The sequence below is a fragment of the Mitsuaria sp. MSU3D genome, from assembly GCF_056867975.1.
Genome location: NZ_CP200314.1, coordinates 2,023,865 through 2,047,772 on the forward strand (window position 1 = coordinate 2,023,865; position 23,908 = coordinate 2,047,772).

Here is a 23,908-nt window from a genome sequence, read left to right on the forward strand (position 1 = left end):
CGGGACGTGGGCCCGGATGCGGCCGGGGTGCGGCCGGGGATCGCGGGGTCAGGACTTGCCCGGTTTTCCCATGAGCTTGCCGACCGCCTTGTCGACCGTCTTGTCGACGGCCTTCGTCGGCGGCTTGATCGCCGGCCGCGCATTGCGGACCCGGTTGGCCAGGAACACCTCGCCGATGTCCAGCGTGCTCTCGTGGCCGACGTGCTGCGCGCACGTGGTCAGCCAGCCGTCGGCGGCCGCGCGGCCGAGGCCGAACAGCGTCGTCAGCAGCCGCGGATCGGTGTTGAGTTTGCTGGATGCGCCGAACTGCGCCAGCCCGCCCTCGTCGGCCACGCGGTGCAGTCGCATCTGCTTGTAGCGCGTGGGATCGACGCGCTGGTCGCGCAGCAGCCTCTGCACGAAGTGGATCGCCCGAAGCTCGGCCACCAGGCTCGCGTTGAAGGTGATCTCATTGATGCGGTCGTCGATCTCGGCGGACGTGCGCGGGATCCCGTCGTGCTGGCGCGGGTTGATCTGGACCAGCAGCACGTCGTCCGACCCGGTGCCGTAGACCAGCGGCCACAGCGCCGGATTGCCCGAGTAGCCGCCGTCCCAGAACGGCTCGCCGTCGATGACGACCGTCTGCGCGCTGTGCGGTAGGCAGGCCGAGGCCATCAGCGCCTCGATGCTCAGGTCGTCGCCGCTGAACACGCGCGGCTGCCCGGTGCGCACCGAGGTCGCGGTGACGAACACCTTGACCGGTCCTGCGTGCACGGCGTCGATGTCGACGTGACGGCGGACGATGTCCCGCAGGGGATCGAGGTTGAAGGGGTTGAGCTGATACGGGCTCCACAGCCGCAACCACGCGTCCCAGGCGGCCATCCCCGGCCACGCGCTGCGATTGAAGACCCAGGCGGGCGTCTCGAGCCGCGCGGTGTCCGTCAGGCCCTTCATCTCCCCCACGACGCCGAAACACGCGGGCACACCGGAGACGTCCTGCCAGAACCGCGACAGCGCCTGCCGCGCGCCCAGCGCGCCGCCCTGTGCGAAGCCGGTCGCCATGACCGCCGCGTTCATCGCGCCGGCGCTGGTGCCGGACACGCCGTCGATGCTCAGCGAGCCGTCCTCGAGCAGCCGGTCCAGCACGCCCCAGGTGAAGGCGCCATGGGAGCCGCCGCCCTGCAGGGCGAGATCCAGGCTGGGACGGCGGTGGGACTTGGAAACAAGCGAGGACGAAGCCATGCGAACCTTTCTCGGGGTCGCATGGAATATAAGCCGCCGCGCTTGGGCCTTAGCCCTTCGAGGCCTTGGGCGGTTTCGGCTTCGACGCCCCGGGCCCGAGTCGTCCCCACCAATTGAGCACGCCGGAGCTGGCTAGGATCTTGTCGCGTCGCTGCGCGTCCGTCTCCCCCTTCTTGAGACCGCGGTTGACCAGTCCCTTCAGGGTTTTCAGTGCGGCGATGTGCTTCTTCTCCTTGTTCAATGCGGCCGTGAGCGATTGCGTCACCTGATCCTGACGTCGACCACCCGAGGTCAGCTTGCCCGTGGTCAGGGATTCCGAGTGCTGCTGGCGCGTCTCCTTCAGGTTTCCGACGGTGCGCTTCGACTGTTGCAACGCGATGTTGACGTCTGTGGACAGCGCATCGACTTGGGACTCGTTCTGCCCCGATTCCCAAAGGTGGGTCTTGCCGGGCAGCCCCGCGACGCAGGCTTGCCGATATCCTCGCTTGAACAGCTCAGCCTGAAGCGATTGCGCAAAACTCGACCCGTCGCCGAAGCCCGATCCGCTGCCGCAGCTCTCCAGGTACAGCGTGCCGGCAAAGCTCTGCTGCAGGCCGTCTTTCGCCAATCGATCCGCAATCTGGCGGACGTTCATGTGGGCCAATTCACCGATCGAGAAGGGCGTGTTTGGATCACGATCCGGTCGCCCCTTTCCATGACCGACGAGCATGATGCGCGACTGGGAAGGCAACCCGTGCAGAGGTCTTACGGCAGCGGCATGGTGTTTCAAATGCTCCGGCACGCTGAGGCAACCTAGCGTGTGCCCTCCCGCGTTGTAGCGGTCCGTCAAGCGGCCCTGCGCCGTTTTTATCTGGTTGTCATCGGGTTCCAGACAGAGGATCACCATCCCCGGGGGAATCTTGCTCAAATCCAGCACGGACGCCTGCGCCACCGGCTTGCCGCCAGACCGGGCCACGAGCAGGACCTTGTCCGCCCGCGCATCCGCCTTCAATTCCCATTGCACATCCTGCTTGCCCTGAACGTGCGGAGACTTGAGCAACGTCGCCACGGCTTTTGAGTCGATGGCGACCGGTCGATCCCAGTCATAACGCTCCAGCAGGCTCTGCCCCAACGCCGCCGCGACCTCGCCGATCAGGTGCCGCGCATCGCCGGATGCGGGCATCTGGGGCAGACGTCCAAGTTCCTCCCCTGGCTGAAAGGCGATCGGACTGTTTGCCGGCTTCAGACGACGGGACTGTGAGAAGTCCACGCCGAGGACATGCTGGCTTCCGGCGACGCTCGGACCCCGGCTGGGGTCCGTGGCCGACGCCATGGCCATGTCGTTGTCCGAAGCCGATGCCGGGTCGCCCGCCGCGCCAAGAGAAGTGAATTTCATTGGTCATGCCGAAGTGTTCGCATGACAGGACAGTTCGAAAACGCGCCGTTTGAGATCCACGCTCGAACAGCGGCAGGACGCGATGCCGTGACAAGTTGCCGGGAAATGCGGCGAGAGCGCCCTGCGCTACTTCGGCGGCGCGTCGGTCGGCAGCCAGCGCTTGTAGATCGCCTGGAACGTGCCGTCGCGCTTGAGCTCGTTGAGCTGCGACTGCCACGCGTGGACCGTCCCCATCGGCGTGCTGCGGGAGAACGCGATGTAGCCCTCGCTCGCCGCGAAGCTGAAGACTTCCTCCAACGCGTCGCGCGCGACGCCCGCCTGCACCAGCGTTTGCGGCATCGACAGCTTCTCCGCCGCGAACAGCGGCGCCCGGCCGGCGGCCAGCATCCGCACCCCCTGGATCGGATCGCTGATCTGCTGCAGGTTGTGGAAGCCGGCCGACTGGAGCTGCGTCAGCGTGTACCAGTCCCGCACGACCAGCACCCTGGCCGCCAGCTTCGCCTCGGCCAGCGAGCGCAGCCGGATGCCGCTGCCGGCCTTCGCATAGAAGGTGCTCTGGAAGGTGACGATCGGGCCGACCCACTGGAACAGCTTCTCGCGCTCGGGGATGCGGGCCATCGCGAACAGCGCCGCCGGCGGGCCGTCCTGCGCCTCGCGGAACGCGCGGGCCCAGGGCATGAACTCGATCGGCAGCGACTGGCCGAGCCGCTTCTGGATCGCCTGCACGATGTCGACGGAGAGCCCGCGCGGCTGGCCGGCCTCGGTGAAGTTGATCGGCGGGAATTCCTCGCTCAGCAGGCGCAGCGACGCGGACGGCGTGCCGCCGGACGACGCCGTGGCCGGAGTCGCCGAGATCGGCGTGGGCGGTGTCGACGCCGGCCCCGGCCCGAGGGCCGGAGTCGGCAGGGTGGCGCGGCCAGCGGCCCGTGCGCCGCCCAACCAGGCCAGACCCGCCAGGGTCAGATGTCGTCGATGCATCCGCGAATCAGGAAGGAAATGTCCGGTCCATGATAGGCGGCGGTAACGAAACGTCTCTTTCGCGTGGAGACGAAAGCCACGGCGGCGATGCGCATTCGTGCGCAGACGCAGCCGGGGAAAACACCGAGCCGCGCTGTCACCTGCGCGTCATGCGCGTCATGCGCATCGTGCGCGTCACGCGCTCACTTGCCGCCGCGCAACTTCGCCAGTTGGGCCTGCGTTTCGTTCCACAGGTCCATGCCCACCTGCGTCGCGACGCCCGCGTTCACGCGGGTCAGCTTGTCGCGCATGCGCGCGATCTCGGCGGGGCTCAGTTCATTGACGGCCATGCCCTTGGTCTTGAGCTCGGCCAGCGCCTTGGCGGCCTCGTCGCGCGTGTCCTTGCGCTCGAAGTCGCGGCTCTTCACAGCGGCCTGCTGCAGCACCGCCTGCTCGTCCTTGGACAGGCCGTCCCAGAACTTCTTCGACACCGTCACGATCCACGGGCTGTAGACGTGGTTCGTCACCGTCAGGTACTTCTGCACCTCGTAGAACTTGGCCGACAGGATGGTGTTGTACGGGTTCTCCTGGCCGTCGACCGCATTGGTCTCCAGCGCCGTGAACAGCTCCGAATACGGCAGCGGCACCGCATTCGCGCCCAACTGCTTGAAGCTGTCCAGGAACACGGCGTTCTGCATCACGCGCAGCTTGATGCCGTTCAGGTCTTCCAGCTTGTTGACCGCATGCTTGCTATTGGTCAGGTTGCGGAAGCCGTTCTCCCAGTAGACGAGGCCCACCAGGCCCTTGTCGGTGAGCTTGGCCTTGACCTTGTCGCCGACCGGACCGTCCAGCAGCGCGTCGGCCTCGCGGACGTTGTTGACGAGGAAGGGCGTGTCCCACAGCGCCATCTCCTTGGCGATGCCGACCAGCGTCGCGGTCGAGCCGACCATCATCTCCTGCGCGCCGCCGATCAGCGCCTGCTGCATCTGCGTGTCCGGTCCGAGCGCGGCGCCGCCGATCGCGCGGATCTTCATCTTGCCGCCGGAGAGCTTGTTCACCTCGTCGGCGAAGACCTTCACCGCGCGGCCCTGGTTGCTGTTCTCCGCCAGGCCGTAGCCGAAGCGGATCAGGCGCGGCTTGATGTCGGCGGCCTGCGCGGGCAGCGCGGCGGCCAGCATCGCGGCGCTCAGCGCCGTCGCGACGGCCAGGATGTTGCGGCGGGTGTTCAGGCTCTTCAGGCTCATGCTTGTCTCCTTGGGGGAACGGGTCTCGACGGGAAGCTCGACGGGCTCAGCGCATCCACTTGATGGGCGCGGTCACGAGTTCGGGGAACGCGGTGAACATCGCGAGGATCAGCGCATACGTGATCAGGAACGGGTTCACGCCCTTGATGACCTGGTGCATCGACAGCCGGCCGACGCCGGCCACGACATTGAGCACCGTGCCCACCGGCGGCGTGATCAGGCCGATGGCGCCGTTGAGCACGAACATCAGGCCGAAGTAGACCGGGTCGATGCCGGCCTTGACGGCGATGGGCAGCATCACCGGGGCGAAGATCAGGATGGTCGGCGTCAGGTCCAGCGCGGTGCCGATGACGACAAGGATCAGCATCATCAGCGCCATCAGCAGCCGCGGCGAATCGATCAGGCCGCCGAGCCAGCCGGTCAGCACGCCCGGCAGGTCCGCCAGCGTGATCATGTAGCTCGCGACCTGCGCGCCGGCGCACAGGAACATCACGATCGCCGTCGTCTTGGCCGCGCGCACCAGCACGCCGTGCAGGTCGCGCAGGCTCATCTCGCGGTGCACCGCGAAGCTGACGACCAGGGCGTAGAAGGCGGCCACCACGGCGGCCTCGGTGGGCGTGAAGATGCCCGTCTTCATGCCGCCGATGATGATCAACGGCATCAGCAGCGCAAAGAACGCCTTGGCGGTGGCCTTGAGCCGGTCGGCCATCGGCATCGGCGTGCCCGGCGGCAGATCGATCTTGCGCAGCTGCAGCTTCCACGCGATCAGCAGGCCCAGGCCCATCACCAGGCCCGGCACGATGCCCGAGACGAAGAGCGCGGAGATCGAGGTGTTGGTCGTCACGCCGTAGATCACGAAGGGCATGGACGGCGGGATGATGGGCGCGATGATGCCGCCCGAGGCGATCAGGCCGGCGGAGGTCCCCATCGGATAACCGTGGCGTTGCATCATCGGCAGCAGGATGGTGGCGAGCGCGGCGGTGTCGGCGAGTGCGGAGCCGCTCATGCTGGCCATCAGGACGGCGGCGCCGATGGCGACGAAGCCGAGCCCGCCGCGGATGTGGCCGACCCAGGCCTGCGCCATCTCGATGATGCGCCGGCTGATGCCGCCGGCGTTCATCAGCTCACCGGCGAGGATGAAGAACGGGACGGCCAGCAGCGGGAAGCTGTCGATGCCGGCGACGAGGTTCTGCGCCAGCAGCTGGGTGTCCCAGAAGTCGAGCGCCCAGGCCATGCCGGCGCCGGTCAGCACCAGCGCGAAGGCCATCGGGATGCCCAGACCCATCAGCAGCAGCATGCCGACGGAGAAGACGATGAAGGCGAGTGCTTCGTTGCTCATGATCGGTGCACCCTGCCCTTATTCGACGTCCGACTCGTGGTCGAGATCGATCGGTTTGTTCCGGATCAACTCCCACACGGCCATGAGCGCGATCGCGCCGCAGGACAGCAGCGCCGGCAACGGCAACAGCGCGTTGGAATAGCCCAGCACGACCGACCGGCTGTCCAGGCCGACGACGACCTGCTGCCACGCGCCCCACCCCACCAGGGCCGCCGCGGCGATGACGGCGATGCGGATCACGGCGGTGATGACGCGCAACGCGGCGGGCTTCTTGCGCAGCGGCAGCAACAGGCTGGTGAAGGCCATGTGCTCGCCGAGCGGATAGGCGGCGGTGGCGCCGATGAAGACCATCCAGACGAAGAGCAGGCGCGAGAGTTCCTCGCTCGCGTTGATGCCGCTGCCGAAGCCGTAGCGCAGCACGACGTTGATGAACACCGCAAGCGCCATCACGGCCAGACACAGCGCCATCGCGGCTTCGCTGAGGGTCTGCAGGCGGGAGCGTCGCGCGGGGGCCGCCGTGGTGGCGGGAGCGTCCGATGCGGGGGGCGTCATGGTCCGGTCTCCTGATTGTTGTTCGGGATCAGCAGCGCGAGCGCCTGATCGACCTGTTCCGCCAGCGTCAGGGCGGCGGGCACGGTGATGACACCGGGTTCGCCGATGGGCGATTCCAAGGTGGCGAACTGGCTGTCGACCAGCGTGGTCGAGAAGAAGTGTCGGTCAGCGCGATCGGCGACGCGCTGGAGCGCCAGTGCTCGATCGATGTCGATGAACACGAAGCGCAGCGCCGGGCATGCACGACGCAGACGGTCGCGATACGCCCGCTTGAGCGCGGAGCAGCTGAGGACGACCGGCGACTGCTCGGCGAGCATCTGACCGAGCCGCTCCAGCCAGCCCCAGCGGTCCTCATCGGTGAGCGGCTGACCGGCTTGCATCTTGGCGATCGACGCTGGTGCGTGGTGCGCGTCGCCTTCGATGAACGTCCAGCCAAGCGATTGAGCGAGCGCCTGTCCGACGCTGGTCTTGCCGCAACCGGCAACGCCCATCACGACGATGGCGCGGGCGGCGGTCGAGGCGGCGGTGACGGTCGGCGAAGTCATTGGATAGCGCTATCCCGAAGTCTGAAAAGAGACGGCGATCGGATGAACCGGTTCGCCGTCGAGTCCTCGTCGCACAGGGAAGCAGACGGGATAGCGCTATCTTAGATGGTGCATGGAGGCACCAGATCAGGGATTACGCGGGGTATCGAGGTGCGCGGCTTCCCAGGAGGACAGCGCTATCCTCCCGACCAATGAGTTCCCTGCCCTCCTCCAAGCGCCGGCGCGCCACCGGTCGCGCCACGCTGCAAGACGTCGCGCTTGCCGCCGGCGTCAGCCCGATCACCGCGTCGCGCGCGCTGCGCGGCGAGCGCAGCGTGGCCGCCGAGCTGGTCGAGCGCGTCACCGCCGCCGTCGCGCAACTCGGCTATGTGCCCGATCCGGCCGCGCGCGCGCTGGCCTCGTCGCGCAGCAACCAGGTCGTGGTGCTGATCCCGTTGCTGTCGAACGCGCTGTTCGTGGACCTGCTCGACGCGGCCCAGCGCACGCTGCTGGCCGCCGGCTACCAGAGCCTGATCGGCGTCACGCACTACCACCCGGAGGAAGAGGAAGCGCTGCTGCGCACCTACCTCATGAACCGGCCCGCCGGGCTGCTGGTCACCGGCTTCGACCGCACGGACGCCTCCCGTGCCCTGCTCCAGGGCAGCGGCGTGCCCTTCGTCCATGTGATGGAGAACCGCGGGGAAACGGGCCTGCATTCGGTCGGCTTCTCCCAGCAGGCCGCCGGCCATGCGATGACGGCTGAACTGGTCCGGCGCGGCTACCGCCGGATCGCCTTCGCTGCGGCGCAGCTGGATCCGCGCACCTTGCAACGCGCCGAAGGGTATCGCGCGGCACTCGGCGCGGCGCACGATCCGGCGCTGGAGTTCATGGATGCCGCGCCCTCATCGCTGGCGCTGGGCGCGACGATGTTCGAACGCGTGCTGCGCGAAGCCCCCGACGTCGATGCGATCTTCTTCAACAACGACGACCTGGCTCAAGGCGCGCTCCTGCAGGCGCTGCGCCAGGGCGTGAAAGTGCCGGAACGCGTGGCCGTCGTCGGGTTCAACGACCTGACCGGCGGCGACCAGATGCTGCCGCCGCTGAGCACCGTGAGGACGCCGAGACGGGAGATCGGCCTGGAGGCGGCACGGATGCTCGTGGCACTGATGCGCAACGAGGCGGTGCCCGAGGTCTGCATGGACCTGGGCTTCCAACTGGTCCTGCGAGAGAGCTGCTGAGCGCCTTGTCAGACGGGTGACAGCGCCGGCCGCTCGCTCACCAGCAGATGCCTGCGAGGTGCCCAGAACGCGCTGACGCGGACGAGGCCGAACGGATGCCGGGTCTCGAACCGGATCAGCGGCAACGCCTGCCGGCCCTGACCGTCTGCCACCAGCGGCATCAGCACCTGCCGGCGCGCGCGCGATGACACATCGATCCAGCAGCTCGCCGACGGCGTCGCGGTCCTGACGAGCGATACGACGATGTCCCACCGCGAGCGGCCGGAGGGATTGATCACGTCGAGATCGACCATCACCTCGTCCCCCGCAAAACAAGGCAGCGGCGAGCCGCAGCGCAGTTCGAGGCCCCTGAGCGTCTGCACGCCGTGCCACAGGCATCCCAGCGCGGTACCCAGCAGCAGCGCGCCGACCGTCGCCGACTCGAGCGAGTGCGCCGTCAACCCCAGCATCAGCAGCGGCATGGCGCAGGCGAGCATCGCGAAGAACAGCGGCGTGGGCACGATGTGGAGGTCGCGCAGGCGCAGGACGGCGTGATCCTGTTCTCCGGCCTTGAAATCAGCGTCGTTGGCCGCCGGGGTGGCGGCGCGCGGCGCGGAAACGCACGGCGCGAACGCCGCGCGGAACTCACGTGTCGACGAGGAGCGGCGCAGCAGCGCGATCGGCGGGTTGGGCGGCGACGTGGACACGGGAGGCGGCGGCAGAGCGCGTTGAACACGATGCCGCTAATCTGCCCGCCCGCCTTGAGAGACACCACAGCCTCAATGAGTCATCCGGCGATGTCGACCAACTCATTGGTGCAGTCTCAATCCGCGATTCCAGGCGCCGGCGTGACAGGCATCACGACCGCCTGATCCGGGCCGGACGTGTCGGGCGTCGCATCGGCATCCACCGCCGAGAACACCTTGCGGCCCCGCACCAGGTACGAATAGATCACCGGCACCACCACCAGCGTCAGGAGGGTCGACGTGATCACGCCACCGATGATCGCGCGGCCCATCGGGGCCTGGATCTCGCCGCCCTCGTTGAGCGCGATCGCCATCGGCAGCATGCCGAACACCATCGCCGCCGTCGTCATGATGATCGGCCGCATCCGGATCAGGCCCGCCTGCAGCAGCGCCTCGGGCACCGACAGGCTCTGGTCCTTGCGCAGGTGGTTGGCGAAGTCGACCAGCAGGATCGCGTTCTTCGTCACCAGGCCCATCAGCATCACCAGGCCGATCATCGAGAAGATGTTGAGCGTCGTCTTCCAGAGCAGCAACGCCACCATGACGCCGATCAAGGCCAGCGGCAACGAGGCCATGATCGCGATCGGCTGCACGAAGCTGCCGAACTGGCTGGCCAGCACGATGTAGATGAAGATCAGCGCCAGGCCCATCGCGATCAGCAGGCCGTTGAAGGCTTCGGCCTGCTGCTTGCCGTCGCCGTCGACCATGAAGCTGATGCCCGGGGGCAGTTGCGTCTCCCTGATCAGCTTCTGCACGTCGGCGTTGACGTCGCCGCCCGGGCGTCCCTGCACGCCGGCGTAGACCGCCTCGCGGCGCTGCAGGTTCTGGCGGCGGATCACCTCGGGGTTGAACACCGGCTCGATCGTCGCGACCTGCTCCAGCGAGATCGGCGAACCGTCCTTGGCGAAGGCCACCGGCAGGTTGCGCATCTGCTCGATGCTCTGGCGCTGCGCCTTGGGCAGGCGCAGCAGCACCTCGACCTGGTTGCCGTCGGGCGTGGTCCAGTAGGTGGCGATGTCGCCGTTGACATAAGCGCGCAGCGACGAGGCCACCTGCACCGCGTTCAGCCCCAGCTCGCGCACCGCGTTGTCGCGCAGCTTGACCGCGAAGGCCGGCAGGCCGGGCTTGACGGTGGTGTCGACGTCGACGGCGCCCTTGATCTTCTTGACCTTCTCCGCGAAGTCCTTGGCCACCTGCGTCAGCACCTCCGGATCAGAGCCGAGGATGGTCACCCACACCGGCCGGTTGAAGCCGACGCTGACCTCGACGCCGGGGATGCGCGCAATCTCGGCGCGGATCGCGTCCTCGACCTGCGTCTGCGTGCGCTTGCGTTGCTTGCGATCGACCAGCGCGATGTCCAGGTTGGCCTGGTTGCGGCCGGTCGCCAGGCCTTCGCCGCTGCTTCCGACGACGGTCGCGACGGTCTTGATCTCCGGGAAGGTCGCGAGGATCTCCTCGACCTGCCGGACCTTGGCCTCGCCGCGCTCCAGGCTGGTGGCCACGGGCATGCGCAGCGTCAGGTGGGTGAAGCCCTGGTCGATCTGCGGCTGGAACTCGCTGCCCACCGCGGGCACCAGCAGGATCGCCAGCACGAAGCTGCCGACACCCGACCACGCGACGATGCCGCGCGGCGTGATCGTCGCCATGCGCAGCCGGCGCGGCGCCTGCTTCAGGCGTTGCCCATCGGCCCCGAACGGACGGCCGAAGGCCGGCAGCGGGAACCGGAAGCGGCGCGGCGAGAACACCCAGCGCAGCGTCTTCTCGTAGACCGTGTGCAGCAGGTCCATGCCGGCGTCGGTGGCGCGGATCAGGTGGCCGATGACGGGCACCTTCTTGACGTAGGTGCTGGGCGGATCGGGCCACACCGACGACAGCATCGGATCCAGCGTGAAGCTCACGAACAGCGACACCAGCACCGCGACGGCGACGGTGATGCCGAACGGATAGAAGAACTTGCCGACGATGCCGCCCATGAACGCGACCGGCACGAACACCGCGCAGATCGCGAAGGTCGTGGCCATCACGGCCAGGCCGATCTCGTTGGTGCCGTCCTCGGCCGCGCTGTGGTGGTCCTTGCCCATGCCGACGTGGCGCACGATGTTCTCGCGCACGACGATCGCATCGTCGATCAGCAGCCCGATGCACAGGCTCAGCGCCATCATCGTCATGAAGTTCAGCGTGAAGCCGAAGGCGTAGATCGCGATGAAGCTGGAGATCACCGAGATCGGCAGCGTCAGCCCGGTGATGATGGTCGAGCGCCAGCTGTGCAGGAACAGGAACACGATGGCGATGGTCAGCAGCGCGCCCTCGATCAGGGTGTGGCGCAGGCCGTCGAGCGAGTGCTTCACGAAGTCGCTGTTGACGTAGACCAGGCGCAGCTCCATGTCCTTGGGCAGCGTCTTGCGCAGTTCCTCGACGGCGACCTTCACCGCCTCGCCGGTCTGGACGATGTTGGCATCCTGCTGCTTGAAGATGTTGAAGGTCACGGCCGGCTGGCCGTTGATGCGGGCGATGGAATCGAGCTCGCGCTCGCGCTCGCTGAGCGTGCCCAGGTCGCCGAGCGTCAGCGCCAAGTCGCCGCGGCGCGCGACGACGACGTTCACGAACTGCTTCGGATCCTTCACCTTGCCCTCGACGCGCAGCATCGCGTCGTCGTAGCGGTTGGAGATCAGGCCCACCGGCGCGTCGGTGTTGGCCGCGTTCAGCGCGGTGGAGATCTCCGCCGGGGTGATGTTGTAGGCGCGCAGGCGCGTCGGGTCGAGGTCGATGCGGACCTCGCGCACGGCCATCCCGCCGACGTCCACCTTGGCCACGCCCTCGACGCGGCCCAGGCGCTTGGAGACGGTCAGGTCGGCCAGCATCGAGAGCTCGCGCAGCGTGCGGTTCGAGCTCATCAGCGCGGCCACGATGATCGGCTGCGCGTTCTCGCCCTGGAAGCGCTGCACCATCGGCGGCTTCACGTCACGCGGGAACTGCGCCTGCGCGATCGCGACGCGGTCGCGGATCTCCTGCATGCCGCGGTTCATGTCGGCGTTCAGCGAGAACTCGACCGAGGTCTGCACGCGGCCCTCGAAGCTGCGCGACTGCACGCGCTCCACGCCGGCGATGGTGTTGAGCGCCTCCTCGAGCGGCTTGGCCACTTCGCGCTCGACGGCCTCGGGCGAGGCGCCGGGGTACTGGATGTCGATCTGCGCGCCGGGGAAGGTGATGTCGGGCGACTGCTCGACGCCCAGCTTGGAATAGGCGACCAGCCCCAGCACGCACAGCGCGACCATGACCATGGTGGCGAAGACGGGGTTGCGGATCGAGACGCGGGTCATCCACATGGGAAGCTCCTCGGCAGAAGTTGTTCTTGTTGTTGTGCTTACTGAGCGGCGCTGCCGCTCGCGGCGGCGCTGGCCACGCTGGCCACCCCCGATTTCGGCACGCGGATCTCGGCGCGCTCGCCTTCCTTGAGGTTGTCGAAGCGCGCGCCCAGCACCTGCGACTGCGGCGTCACGCCGGCGAGGATCTCGACGCGGCCCTCACGCGGATCGCGGCGGCCGGTCGTCACGATGCGGCGCACCAGCGTGCCCTTCTCGATCAGCCAGACATGCTCCTGGCCGGACACCGCGCCGATCGCGGTCACCGGCACCGTCAGGCGCGGCTTGTCGTCGGCCAGTTCCACGCGGGCGACCGCGTACTGGCCGGCGCGGAAACGCTCGCCGGGGTTGTCCAGCGACAGCGTCACGCCGATCGACCGCGTGCCGGGCTCGGCCGCCGGCGAGATGCGCGCGATGCGGGCCGTCACCGGATCGTCGAAACCTTCGATCCTCAGCTGCACCGTCATGCCGGGCGACAGCTTGCTGACCTCGTGCATGCCGACCAGGCCGGCGAGTTCGAGCTTGGACAGGTCGACGATGGTCAGCACCGGCTGCTCGGCGGCCACCTTCTCGCCGGGCAGCGTGTGCCGCTTGGCGACGATGCCGTTGATCGGCGAGACCAGCGCGGCCTGGCGCAGCAGCACCTCGCTCGTGCCAAGCTGCGCCTTGGCGGACAGCATCTGGCCCTTCGCCGATTCGAGCTGGGCGCGGGAGTTGTCCAGCGCCGTCGGCGCGATGAAGTTCTGCGCCGCCAGGCCCTGGTTGGCCTTGTACTGGCGCTCGGACTGCTCGTACATGGCCTGCATCGCCTCGACGCTGGCGTTGCGCTCGGCGACCTTGTGGCGCAGCTCCTCCAGGTCCAGCTGGCCCAGCGACTGGCCGGCGCTCACGCGGCTGCCTTCGGCGACCGCGAGGCGGTCCAGGCTGCCCGAGGCCTTGGCGCGGACGATCACCGTGTTCGGCGCGACCAGCGGGCCGGAGAACTCGATGACACCGGGCATCGGCGCCATCGACGGCTTGACGATCTCGCCGGCCTGGAACTCCAGGGCGGGTTTGGCCTCGTCCTTCTTCGCGGCGGGAGCGCTGCCCCCGCTCGTGGCGTACACACCGGCGCCGCCCGCGAGGACCGCCACCGCCACACCACCCAACCACCATTGCTTGCGCATGATCTCCCCCATCCGTCGACACGGGATCACCCAATTGATGATCCTTGAATGCGGCGGAGTGTAGGAATCCCCAAATTGATGCGATGGCCGGACGCGACGAATTGCAGATTGCGCGTCATGGCCTGCTTTTCTCCGGGACTGAAATTGGCGCGGCCGAGGACGGATGGCGGGTCGGCCCGATGGAATGACATTGATGCGCGATGACGCGCTCTTGGAAACCGCTGAGTTTTCCTCTCTCAGCGTCGCCGTGGCGATAGCGTCAGACCGCGTGCAGCGGATCGCGCCGGGCGCAGCGCCAATGACTCCAGGCGCCGACGAGCGCGAAGAGCGAGGCGGCCCAGAAGCAGGCGGCGTACCCATGACTTTCAGCCAGCCACGCACCGCCCAGGCTGCCGAGCACGCCCGAGACGCCGTAGCCGAGCACCGCGTAGAGCGCCTGCCCGCGGCCCTGCAGACGACCCGGGAAGTAGCGCCCGATCAAGCCGATGCAGGCGGTGTGCTGCGCCGCGAAGGTGACGGCATGGCAGCACTGCAGCAGCACCATGGCGGCGAGGCTCGCGCCCAGCCACGCCGTGCCGGCCAGGCGCAGCGCCGCCAGCAGCGCGGCGGCGACCAGCCAGTGGTGCAGATGGTGCTGCCGCACCCAGCGGCCCTGGAACGCGAACCAGCAGATCTCCGCCGCGACCGACACCGCCCACAGCGCCCCCACCTGCCCCTTGCCGTATCCGAGCCGGTCCAGGTAGAGGCTGTAGAACGCGTAGATCGCCGTGTGCGCGAGCACGGTGAAGAACATGCCGAGGAAGAACCAGCCGACCTCGGGCCGGCGCAGCGTGTCGGCGATGGAGACCGGCTCGGCGGCGTCGTGCTGGATGGCCGCGCGCTTGGGCAGGCGCCAGGCGGCGATGACCAGGGCCGACAGTCCGACGACGATGGTCCACGGGAACACCGACATCCCCGCCCAGTCGAACCACCAGCCCCCACCGACGACGGTCGCCAGGAAACCGACCGAGCCCCAGAGGCGCACGCGGCCGTATCGCTTGGGATCCATGCCGCCGCTGGCGGCGAGTTCATGCGCGATCAAGGCCTCGTTGAGCGGCGTCACGCAGGCGTTGAAGAAGTACATCAGGAAGACGACCAGCGTCAGCCCGATGACCGGCGGCACGTCCGAAGACCAGGAGGTCAGCAACAAGCCGAGCGAACTGACCCAGCAGGCGAGCGCTGCGGCGCGGATCAGTTCAACGCGCCGCCCGCTGCGATCGGCCACCAGGCCCCAGAGATAAGGCGCGAACAGCCGCGTCCAGCTCTGCATGGACACCAACAGCCCGATCGCGACGACCGGCAGGCCGAGGGACTTGTACCAGAGCGGCGCGAACGGGTTGAAGAGCCCGATGCTGCCGTAGTAGGCGCAGCCGAGCAGCGCGCTTGCGCGCAGCACGCGGCGGCTGTCAGTCACCGGTCATTCGCCGAAGATTCACCGCCGCGTTCCACCAGCCATCCACTGCTCATCCGCCGCTCATCCAACGCTCATTCAGCGGTCGGACGCTGGCCGGCGATGGCGGGGATCGGGAGCTCGACGTCCGCGCATTGCGCGCGGTCCATCAGCACGTGGTCGATGACGACCAGCGCCAGCATCGCCTCGGCGATCGGCGTCGCGCGGATGCCCACGCAGGGATCGTGGCGGCCGAAGGTCTCGACCGTGGTCGGCTCGCCCGCGCGATTGATCGAGGCCTTGGGGGTGCGGATCGAGCTGGTCGGCTTGATCGCGATCGACACGCGCAGGTCCTGGCCGCTCGAGATCCCGCCCAGCACGCCGCCGGCGTTGTTGCTGGCGAAGCCCGCGGGCGTCAGCTCGTCGCCATGCTGGCTGCCGCGCTGGCGCACGCTCTCGAAGCCGGCGCCGATCTCGACGCCCTTGACCGCGTTGATGCCCATCATCGCGTAGGCGATGTCGGCGTCGAGCTTGTCGAACAGCGGCTGGCCCAGACCGGCCGGCATGCCGGTCGCCTCGACCATCAGCCGCGCGCCGACCGAGTCGCCGTCCTTGCGCAGCGCGTCCATGTAGTCCTCGAGCGCCTGGATCTGCGAGACATTGGCGGCGAAGAACGGGTTCTGGCCGACGTGTTCCCAGCCCTCGAAGGCCAGGTCGATCTCGCCGAGCGCCGTCATGCAGCCGCGGAAACCGATGCCGAGCTCCTGCTGCAGCCATTTGCGGGCGACCGCGCCGGCCGCCACCATCGGCGCCGTCAGCCGCGCCGACGACCGCCCGCCGCCGCGCGGATCGCGCAAGCCGTACTTGCGCCAGTAGGTGTAGTCGGCGTGGCCCGGGCGGAAGGTGTCGAGGATGTTGCCGTAGTCCTTGCTGCGCTGGTCCACGTTGCGGATCAGCAGGCAGATCGGCGTGCCGGTGGTCAGGCCCTCGTAGACGCCGGACAGGATCTCGACCTGGTCGGGTTCCTGGCGCTGCGTCACGTGGCGCGAGGTGCCCGGACGGCGACGGTCCAGCTCGGGCTGGATGTCCGCCACCGACAGCGCCAGTCCCGGCGGACAGCCATCGATCACGCAGCCGATGGCCGGACCGTGGCTCTCGCCGAAGTTGGTGACGCGAAACAAGCTGCCGAAAGTGCTGCCGGACATCTGGGAACCTGCCAAGGCGGGAGAAACCGAAGCCGTCGATTCTACGAGCGGCCCCTGCCCTCGCGGCTCGTCATGCGCCCCGTCTCCGACATTGCGACCTCATTAAGCAGTCAACTCAGCGCTCGGAGATGACGATGCGTCCGCGCCCGCATCGGCCAGCGTCTGCGCATCGGCGCCGGCCATGACATCCGCCATGACGACGGCCGCCACCTCGCCGCGCGCGATGCGCGCCTGCGCGTCGGGATCGCGCTCGAAGACCGCGATCGATTCGACGTGCGCCGTGTGCGGGAACATGTTGACCGCGCCCGCCTTCGTGCAGCGGTAGCCGGCCACGTGGACCAGCAGGCCCGCGTCGCGCGCGAGCGTCGACGGGGCGCACGACACGTAGACGATGCGCTCCGGCGGCGTCCAGCCCGGCGCCAGCGACGGATCCTTGACCAGATCCGCCAGCGCCTTCACGAGCGCGAACGCGCCTTCGCGCGGCGGATCGATCAGCCAGCGGTCGGACACGCCGTCGGCGGCCAGCAGTTGCGGCGTCATCTCGAACAGGTTGCGGGCGACGAAACTCGCCTTGTGATCGAGGCCGTTGCGCGCCGCGTTCTCGCGCGAGCGCTGCACCAGCGCCTCGCTGCCTTCGATGCCCAGCACCTCGCGCGCCTGCGTGGCCAGCGGCAGCGTGAAGTTGCCCAGGCCGCAGAACCAGTCGATGACGCGCTCGCCCGACTGCACGCCCAGCAGGCGCAGCGCGCGACCGACCAGCACCGTGTTGATGTGGTGGTTGACCTGCGTGAAGTCGGTCGGCTTGAAGGGCATCAGCACGCCGAACTCCGGCAGCGTGTAGGCCAGCTCGGGTCCGCCCGCGTCGAGCAGGTGCACCGTGTCCGGCCCCTTGGGCTGCAGCCACCATTGCACGCCATGCTCCGCCGCGAACGCGCGCAGCTTCGCGACATCTCCCGGGCTCAGCGGCTCCAGGTGGCGCAGCACCAGCGCGATGACCTGCGTGCCGTCGGTATCGCCGATGGCGAGCTCGATCTGCGGCAGCCGGTCGCGCGCGTCCATGGCGCCGACCAGCTCGCGCAGCGGCATCAGCATCGCGCTGATCTTCTCGGGCAAGACCTTGCAGACCTGCATGTCGGCGATGTAGCGGCTCTTGCGCTCATGGAAGCCGACCAGCACGTGGCCCTTCTTCGGCACGTAGCGCACCGACAGGCGCGCGCGATAGCGGTAGCCGGTGGCCGGGCCCTCGATCGGACGGAGCAGCGCCTCGGCCTTGACCTTGCCGAGGTGCCAGAGGTTGTCCTCCAGCACGCGTTGCTTGACGGCGACCTGGGCGCCCGGATGCAGGTGCTGCATCTTGCAGCCGCCGCAGGCGCCGGGATGCAGGCCGAAATGCGGGCAGACCGGGCGCACGCGCTGCGAGCTCTCGCGGCGCATCGCGACCATCGCGGCCTGCTCCCACTTGTTCTTCTTGCGGCCGACGGTGACCTGGACTTCCTCGCCAGGCAAGGCGCCCTCGATGAACACCACCTTGCCTTCGCTGTTGTGGGCGACGCCCTGCGCTTCAAGGTCCAGCGAGTCGACCTTCAGCCATTCCGATACATCAGTCATGGGGGCGCATTATCCCAGCGCCGTCGGGGGGAGCCGGTCCGCGCTCAGAAGATCGAATCGCGGCTGATGCCCTGCCGCATCATGTTGCGCTTGAGCTTGGCCAGCGCCTCGATCTGGATCTGCCGGATGCGCTCACGCGTCAGGCTGAGCCGCACGGCCAGGATGTCCAGCGTCTCGGGCTCGCGGTCCGCGAGGCCGTAACGACCGGCGAGCACTTCGCGCTCGCGGTCGCTGAGCGAGGCCAGACCGCTCTTGAGCAGGTCCTCGAGCTCATGGCTCAGCCGATGTCCCGCCGGATCGACGGCCTGCTCGTCCGCGACCAGGTCCAGCATCGATTCGCCGCCCTCGCCGTTGCGGTCGACCGGAGAATCGAGCGAGCTCGGCAGCTCCGCATAGGCCAGCAGCTCGGCGATCTCGTCGACCGGCCGTCCGAGCGCCTGGGCGACGTCCTCGGCGCGCACGCCGCCTTCGCCGCCGCGCTGCGCCGCGACCGCCTCCAGCGCGCGGCGCGCCTTCAGCACCTGGTTGAGCTCGCGCACGATGTGCACCGGCAGCCTCACCAGCCGCGCCTGATGCATCAGCGCGCGCTCCACCGCCTGGCGGATCCACCAGCTGGCGTAGGTCGAGAAACGGAAGCCGCGTTCGGGCTCGAACTTGCCGATCGCGTGCATCAGGCCGAGGTTGCCTTCCTCGATGAGATCGCTCATCGGCAGGCCGCGGCCCAGGTAGTTCTTGGCGATGCTGACGACCAGGCGCAGGTTGTGCTCGATCATCGCCTGCCGCGCCTCGAAGTCGCCGGCGCGCGCCTTCACGGCGGTGTCGTACTCCTCCTGCGGCGTCAGCAGCGGCGTGCGGCGGATGTCGCGCAGGTAGGCCTGCAGGGCGTTGGTGGCGTCGCCGTCGGCGGGTCCGAGATCGCCCTTGCCGGACTTGGACTTGCCCTTGCCGTCCTCGGATTCGACGCTGCGCAGGACGCGGACCTCGTCGTCGTCATCGGTCGCGACCTCCGCCGCACCGGGCGCGTCAGCGTCGTCGCGCGCGGCGTGTTCGCGTTCGTCGCCGTCGTGAGGGTCGAGGCCGTCGTCATGACCGGCATCATTGCCGGCAGCCTGCGCGACATCGTGACCGTCCACCGCCAGCTCGGGCGGCAGCTTGAAGCGGCCGGGATGAACGGGTCGATCCAGGCCGTCGGGCAGAAGTCCGTCAGTCGAAGAGGCGCGATGCAAGGTCATGTTGCGGCGCCTCCTTGAGCGCCTCAGCGCGCGGGCAACAACTTGGACGGATCGATCGGCTTGCCTTGCTTGCGCACTTCGAAGTGCAGCTTCACCGAATCCGCGTCGCTGGAACCCATCTCTGCGATCTTCTGGCCCTTGCGCACCACCTGGTCCTCCTTCACCAGCAGGGTCTGGTTATGCGCGTAAGCCGTCAGATAGTTCGTGCTGTGCTTGATGATGATCATGTTGCCGTATCCGCGCAACCCCGCGCCCGCATACATCACGCGGCCATCGGCGGCGGCGAAGACCGGATCCCCGGCCTTGCCGGAGAAGGCCATGCCCTTGTTGCGGACCTCGTCGAAGCCCGCGGCCACCGCGCCGGACGCGGGCCAGCCCCAGCTGATGTCGTCGTCGTCCTTGGTGACGGCCGGCGCGGCGGGCGTCGCGGCGCCGCTGGCGGGCGAGGAGGAAGACGCGGCCGCGGCGGTCGTCGTCGCCGGAGCCGGGGACTTGCCATCCAGCGGACGCGTCTCCACCTTGGAAGTCGTCAGCGGCCGGGTCGTCGCCGCGTTCGGGTCGAGGCCCGGCGGAATCACGCGCAAGACCTGACCCACCTCGACCAGGTTGGGGTTGTCCATGCCGTTCCATCTCGCCACGTCGCGCCAGCCCTGGCCGTTGTCCATCGCGATGCGGATCAGCGTGTCGCCGGGCTTGACGGTGTAGTAACCGGGCTTGCCGGCGTTCTCGGCGCCGGGCAGCGGTTTCGATTCCGGGGCGGGCGTGACTGCCGTGCCAGGAATGGCCGGCGCAGTCGCCTTGCCGACAGGACGGTCCTCCACCGGCGCGCGGTGCGGGGTGTTCTGGCAGCCCGTGAGCGCGAGCACCGCCACGGAGACCCAGAGCAGCGGGGAACGGAAGAGTTGTTGCATGCGCGAAGTTGTCATTTGGAAAGCCGAAGCGCGGAAGCCACAGTCGGGCTGGCGCGCTACAGGACGCCTGATTTTAGGGGTACGAACAGGACGGCCTCATGCAGGCTGCGCAGGAAACGCGAGCCCGCGGCGTCGCGGACATGATCGATCAGGACCAGGACTTGCCCCCGGCCGCTGGGCGCGGTCATCGGCGCCACCAGCCGGCCGCCGGGCGCGAGCTGGTCCAGCCAGGCTTGCGGGATGTCGTCGCCGCCGGCGGCGGAGATGATGCTGTCGTACGGGGCCGACGGCCGATGGCCGAGCATGCCGTCGCCGTAGACGAGCCGGATCTGGTGATGCCCCACGAGGTTGGCGCGCGCCTTGTCGTGCAGCGGCCGCAGCCGCTCGACCGACACGACCTGTTTCGACAACTGCATCAGCAGCGCCGCCTGGTAGCCGCAGCCGGTGCCGATCTCGAGCACCTTGCCCAGATGGCCGCGTTGCCGCGCCCCGGGCGCGTCGAGCATCAGCGCCATCATCCGCCCGACGACGGACGGCTTGGAGATCGTCTGCCCGTGGCCGATCGGCAGGCTGGTGTCCTCGTAGGCCTGGGTGGCGAGCGCGGAGTCGACGAAGTGATGGCGATGCACCGTGGCCAGCGCCTGCAGCACGCGCTCGTCGGACAGGCCTTCGCGGCGCAGCCGCTCGACCATGCGCTGGCGCACCCCGGCCGAATCGAGGCCCAGCCCGATCGGCGTCGTCTGCCGGGCCTTGATGGCGGCGGCCTGCTGCCAATGGCCCTGCGGCTTGAGCGGCTCGCGCGCCTCGGCGGCCGCGGCCGCGCCGGGCGCTCCCGGGCGGGTCGCTCCGAGCTTGTCCAGCGACAGCGGAAAGCGCTTGGGCCGGGGCGGCAGAGAGGTCATGGACGGCCGTCGGTCTGCAGTTGCTGGCGCCAGTGGCCCAGCGTCGCGTGCTCGGTGAGGTCGACCTGCAGCGGCGTGACCGACACGGCGCCGTTGGCGGTCGCGTGGAAATCGGTGCCCTCGCCCGCTTCGCGCTCGGCGCCGGCCGGGCCGATCCAGTAGATCATCTCGCCGCGCGGGCTGCGTTGCTGGATCGTGGCCTCGCTGGCGTGGCGTCGTCCCAGGCGTGTGATGCGGCGCGGCAGCGAAGCGGCGTCGGCACGGTTCGGGATGTTGACGCTGAGCAGGAAGGGCTGACCCAGTCCGCCGGCGATGACGTCCTGGACCAGCGCGCGCGCGACGGCGGCGGCGGCATCGAGGTCGCCCCAGCCCTTCTCGACCTGCGAGAAGGCGATCGACGGCACGCCGAAGAGGTAGCCCTCGGTCGCGGCGGCGACGGTGCCCGAATAGAGCGTGTCGTCGCCCATGTTGGCGCCGTTGTTGATGCCGGACAGCACCAGGTCGGGCTTGTAGTCCAGCAGCCCGGTCAGGGCCAGGTGGACGCAGTCGGACGGCGTGCCGTTGACGTAGCGATAACCGTTGGAGGACGTGTACACCGACAGCGGCCGGTGCAGCGTGAGCGAGTTGGACGTGCCGCTGGCGTTCTGCTCCGGGGCGATGACTTCCACCGTGCCGAGCCCTTCGCAGGCACGGACCAGGGCGGCAAGACCGGGGGCCAGATAGCCGTCGTCGTTGGCGATGAGGATGCGCATGGACGGCATTGTAGGCAGGCCGTCACCCCGGTGACGCGAGGGTCCACCCGTGCTGCCTATCATGCGCCCGGCGACCCCTGGACCACCCCGCGACGATTGGCGGATCCATCAGAAAGAGGAGACGAGACATGAAGGCATGGCTGTGCGAGAACCCGGTCGGCGTCGAGGCGCTGCAGTGGAAGGAGCTGCCCTCCCCGCAGCCCGGCCCCGGCCAGCTGAAGGTGGCGATCAAGGCGGCGAGCCTGAACTTCCCCGACCTGCTCATCGTCCAGAACAAGTACCAGATGAAGCCGCCGCTGCCCTTCGTGCCGGGCACCGAGTTCGCCGGCATCGTCGAGGCGGTCGGCGACGGCGTGACCGGCTTCAAGCCGGGCGACGCGGTGGCGGCCTTCACCGGCACCGGCGGCTTCGGCACCGAGGCGCTGGTGCCCGCCGCGCTGGCGCTGCCGCTGCCGCCCGGCTTCCCCTTCGAGGACGCCGCGGCCTTCATCTGCACCTATGCCACCAGCCACCATGCGCTGATCGACCGCGCCGCGCTCCAGGCCGGCGAGACGGTGCTGATCCTGGGCGCGGCGGGCGGCGTCGGCACGGCGGCGATCCAGATCGCGAAGGCGGCCGGCGCGCGCGTGATCGCGGCGGCCTCGTCGGACGAGAAATGCGCGCGTTGCCGCGAGATCGGCGCCGATGCCACGATCAACTACGCGAGCGGCTCGCTGCGTGACGAGATCAAGGCGCTGACCGAGGGCAAGGGCCCGGACGTCATCTACGACCCCGTCGGCGGCGACCTGGCCGAGGCGGCGTTCCGCTCGATCGGCTGGCGCGGGCGTTACCTGGTGGTCGGATTCGCGCAGGGCAGCATCCCGGCGCTGCCGCTGAACCTGGCGCTGCTGAAGGGGGCCTCGCTGGTCGGCGTCTTCTGGGGAGAGTTCGCGAAGCGCGAACCCAAGCGCAACGCCGCGATGATGATGACGCTGGCGCAGTGGTACGCGGCCGGCAAGATCCGCCCGGTGATCGACCAGGTCCTGCCGATGGAGGAGTTGCCCAAGGCCTTCGAGCGCATGGCCTCGCGGCAGGTGGTGGGCAAGCTGGTGGTCGTCAACGGCTGACCGTCCGTCGACCGCCGGACGATCGTCCGGCGACACCCTGTTTCACGGGGCATGCAAGCCCGGGGGGCGCTGCTAGGATGCGGCCAGCTATCGCTCCCCACACCATGGCCGTCAAAGTTCTCATCGTCGAAGACAACCCCGTCGCCCGCAGCTTCCTGTGCCGCGTGGTGCGTGAAAGCTTCAGCGACGGCATGGAGATCACCGAGGCCGGCGACCTGGAAGGCGCGCGCCGCCAGCTGGCCAAGGTGGAGGCCGAGTCGCCCGCCACGGGCTACAAGCTGATCATGATCGATCTGGAACTGCCGGACGGCAACGGCATGGAGTTCTTGGGCGAGCTCGCCGGCAAGCCGGCGGTCAAGATCGTCACCACGCTCTATTCGGACGATGACCACCTCTTCCCTGCCCTGCAGCGCGGTGCGGACGGCTACCTGCTGAAGGAAGACCGCTTCGAGGTGCTGGTGGAAGAGCTGCAGCGCATCGTGCGCGGCCAGCCGCCGCTGTCGCCGGCGATCGCGCGCCGGCTGCTGTCGCACTTCCGTCCGGGATCGACCGGCGATTCCGGTCCGATGGGACTGAACTCCGGCTTCGGCAGCCTGACGTCCACGGCCACGCCCAGCACGCGCGGCGTCACGCTGGATCCGGTGCCCGAATGGGAACGCCTGACCCCGCGCGAGAACGAGGTGCTGACCTACCTCAGCAAGGGGTTCACGATCAAGGAGATCGCGAACCTGATGGGCATCAAGTGGTTCACCGTCAACGACCACATCAAGAGCATCTACAAGAAGCTCAATGTGTCGAGCCGCGCGGAAGCGGCGGTGCTGGCGTCGAAGCAAGGGCTGGTCTGAATTGCCTGTGAAGGCAAGGGCTTTGGCCCGCTTGATTCCAGTTCCATCAATGCCTGCCTCGAAGGCGCCGAACGGTGAGAGCAACGCGCCTCCAGGGGTGAGAGCAGGAGCCTCTCACGGTATGCGTTTGGCGTGGCAGGACATGGATTGCTCACATGAAGACTCTCACACTGGGTCGCCTCTTCCTTATAGCGGATAGAGCGGCATTGACTAAG

The 23,908-nt window shown here is 68.5% G+C and carries 20 protein-coding genes; 3 read left to right on the forward strand and 17 right to left on the reverse strand.

Annotated features, from left to right (window positions below; genetic code table 11):
- Positions 1-48: 48 nt before the first annotated feature.
- The 7 genes from AC1VNM_RS08770 to AC1VNM_RS08800 all read right to left on the reverse strand — a co-directional run bounded on the left by AC1VNM_RS08770 (position 49) and on the right by AC1VNM_RS08800 (position 7,233).
- The gene (locus AC1VNM_RS08770; protein WP_483106620.1) at positions 49-1,221 is read right to left on the reverse strand and encodes a patatin-like phospholipase family protein; all 1,173 of its coding nucleotides are present in this window, start codon (positions 1,219-1,221) and stop codon (positions 49-51) included.
- Positions 1,222-1,270: 49 nt separating this feature from the next.
- A complete protein-coding gene (locus AC1VNM_RS08775) occupies positions 1,271-2,596 on the reverse strand; it encodes a hypothetical protein (RefSeq protein ID WP_483106621.1) in 1,326 nt (441 codons plus the stop codon).
- A 126-nt stretch (positions 2,597-2,722) separates the two neighbouring features.
- Entirely contained in the window at positions 2,723-3,574 is an 852-nt protein-coding gene (locus AC1VNM_RS08780; protein WP_483106622.1) for a substrate-binding periplasmic protein, read from the reverse strand.
- A gap of 182 nt (positions 3,575-3,756) precedes the next feature.
- A complete protein-coding gene (locus tag AC1VNM_RS08785; protein ID WP_483106623.1) occupies positions 3,757-4,797 on the reverse strand; it encodes a TRAP transporter substrate-binding protein in 1,041 nt (346 codons plus the stop codon).
- A 46-nt stretch (positions 4,798-4,843) separates the two neighbouring features.
- Positions 4,844-6,136, reverse strand: coding sequence for a TRAP transporter large permease (locus AC1VNM_RS08790; protein ID WP_483106624.1), 1,293 nt, complete (start codon positions 6,134-6,136; stop codon positions 4,844-4,846).
- Positions 6,137-6,154: 18 nt separating this feature from the next.
- Positions 6,155-6,688: a TRAP transporter small permease gene (locus tag AC1VNM_RS08795; RefSeq protein ID WP_483106625.1), complete on the reverse strand. Its 534-nt coding sequence runs from the start codon at positions 6,686-6,688 to the stop codon at positions 6,155-6,157.
- Entirely contained in the window at positions 6,685-7,233 is a 549-nt protein-coding gene (locus AC1VNM_RS08800; protein ID WP_431103885.1) for a gluconokinase, read from the reverse strand. Before AC1VNM_RS08800 ends, AC1VNM_RS08795 begins: the two co-directional genes overlap by 4 nt.
- Before the next feature lie 191 nt (positions 7,234-7,424).
- Between AC1VNM_RS08800 and gntR the strand changes: the two genes are divergently transcribed.
- Positions 7,425-8,450, forward strand: coding sequence for an HTH-type transcriptional regulator GntR (gene gntR, locus AC1VNM_RS08805; protein ID WP_483106626.1), 1,026 nt, complete (start codon positions 7,425-7,427; stop codon positions 8,448-8,450).
- 8 nt (positions 8,451-8,458) lie between these two features.
- Here gntR and AC1VNM_RS08810 read toward each other — a convergent pair whose 3' ends face one another.
- From AC1VNM_RS08810 to surE, 10 genes are all read right to left on the reverse strand, one after another.
- Positions 8,459-9,136 carry a hypothetical protein gene (locus AC1VNM_RS08810; protein ID WP_483106627.1) on the reverse strand — a complete coding sequence of 226 codons (678 nt, stop codon included), beginning with the start codon at positions 9,134-9,136 and terminating at the stop codon, positions 8,459-8,461.
- A 116-nt stretch (positions 9,137-9,252) separates the two neighbouring features.
- Positions 9,253-12,501, reverse strand: a complete 3,249-nt coding sequence (locus tag AC1VNM_RS08815) for an efflux RND transporter permease subunit (protein WP_483106628.1) — start codon at positions 12,499-12,501, stop codon at positions 9,253-9,255.
- Between the two features lie 38 nt (positions 12,502-12,539).
- Entirely contained in the window at positions 12,540-13,703 is a 1,164-nt protein-coding gene (locus AC1VNM_RS08820; protein WP_377154773.1) for an efflux RND transporter periplasmic adaptor subunit, read from the reverse strand.
- Between the two features lie 259 nt (positions 13,704-13,962).
- Positions 13,963-15,156, reverse strand: a complete 1,194-nt coding sequence (locus AC1VNM_RS08825; protein ID WP_483106629.1) for an MFS transporter — start codon at positions 15,154-15,156, stop codon at positions 13,963-13,965.
- 71 nt (positions 15,157-15,227) lie between these two features.
- The gene (gene aroC, locus AC1VNM_RS08830; protein WP_431103891.1) at positions 15,228-16,337 is read right to left on the reverse strand and encodes a chorismate synthase; all 1,110 of its coding nucleotides are present in this window, start codon (positions 16,335-16,337) and stop codon (positions 15,228-15,230) included.
- Positions 16,338-16,439: 102 nt separating this feature from the next.
- Complete coding sequence (gene rlmD / locus AC1VNM_RS08835; protein ID WP_377154767.1) at positions 16,440-17,945, reverse strand: 23S rRNA (uracil(1939)-C(5))-methyltransferase RlmD; 1,506 nt, start codon at positions 17,943-17,945, stop codon at positions 16,440-16,442.
- Between the two features lie 44 nt (positions 17,946-17,989).
- Complete coding sequence (gene rpoS, locus AC1VNM_RS08840; RefSeq protein WP_377154765.1) at positions 17,990-19,177, reverse strand: RNA polymerase sigma factor RpoS; 1,188 nt, start codon at positions 19,175-19,177, stop codon at positions 17,990-17,992.
- Positions 19,178-19,200: 23 nt separating this feature from the next.
- A complete protein-coding gene (locus tag AC1VNM_RS08845; protein ID WP_377154763.1) occupies positions 19,201-20,088 on the reverse strand; it encodes a peptidoglycan DD-metalloendopeptidase family protein in 888 nt (295 codons plus the stop codon).
- Positions 20,089-20,144: 56 nt separating this feature from the next.
- The gene (locus AC1VNM_RS08850; protein WP_377154761.1) at positions 20,145-20,990 is read right to left on the reverse strand and encodes a protein-L-isoaspartate(D-aspartate) O-methyltransferase; all 846 of its coding nucleotides are present in this window, start codon (positions 20,988-20,990) and stop codon (positions 20,145-20,147) included.
- Complete coding sequence (gene surE / locus AC1VNM_RS08855) at positions 20,987-21,742, reverse strand: 5'/3'-nucleotidase SurE (protein ID WP_377154759.1); 756 nt, start codon at positions 21,740-21,742, stop codon at positions 20,987-20,989. Before surE ends, AC1VNM_RS08850 begins: the two co-directional genes overlap by 4 nt.
- A 128-nt stretch (positions 21,743-21,870) precedes the next feature.
- Between surE and AC1VNM_RS08860 the strand changes: the two genes are divergently transcribed.
- Both AC1VNM_RS08860 and AC1VNM_RS08865 read left to right on the forward strand, forming a co-directional pair.
- A complete protein-coding gene (locus AC1VNM_RS08860) occupies positions 21,871-22,848 on the forward strand; it encodes an NADPH:quinone oxidoreductase family protein (protein ID WP_377154757.1) in 978 nt (325 codons plus the stop codon).
- A gap of 104 nt (positions 22,849-22,952) precedes the next feature.
- Complete coding sequence (locus AC1VNM_RS08865; protein ID WP_377154755.1) at positions 22,953-23,693, forward strand: LuxR C-terminal-related transcriptional regulator; 741 nt, start codon at positions 22,953-22,955, stop codon at positions 23,691-23,693.
- Positions 23,694-23,908 lie beyond the last annotated feature (215 nt).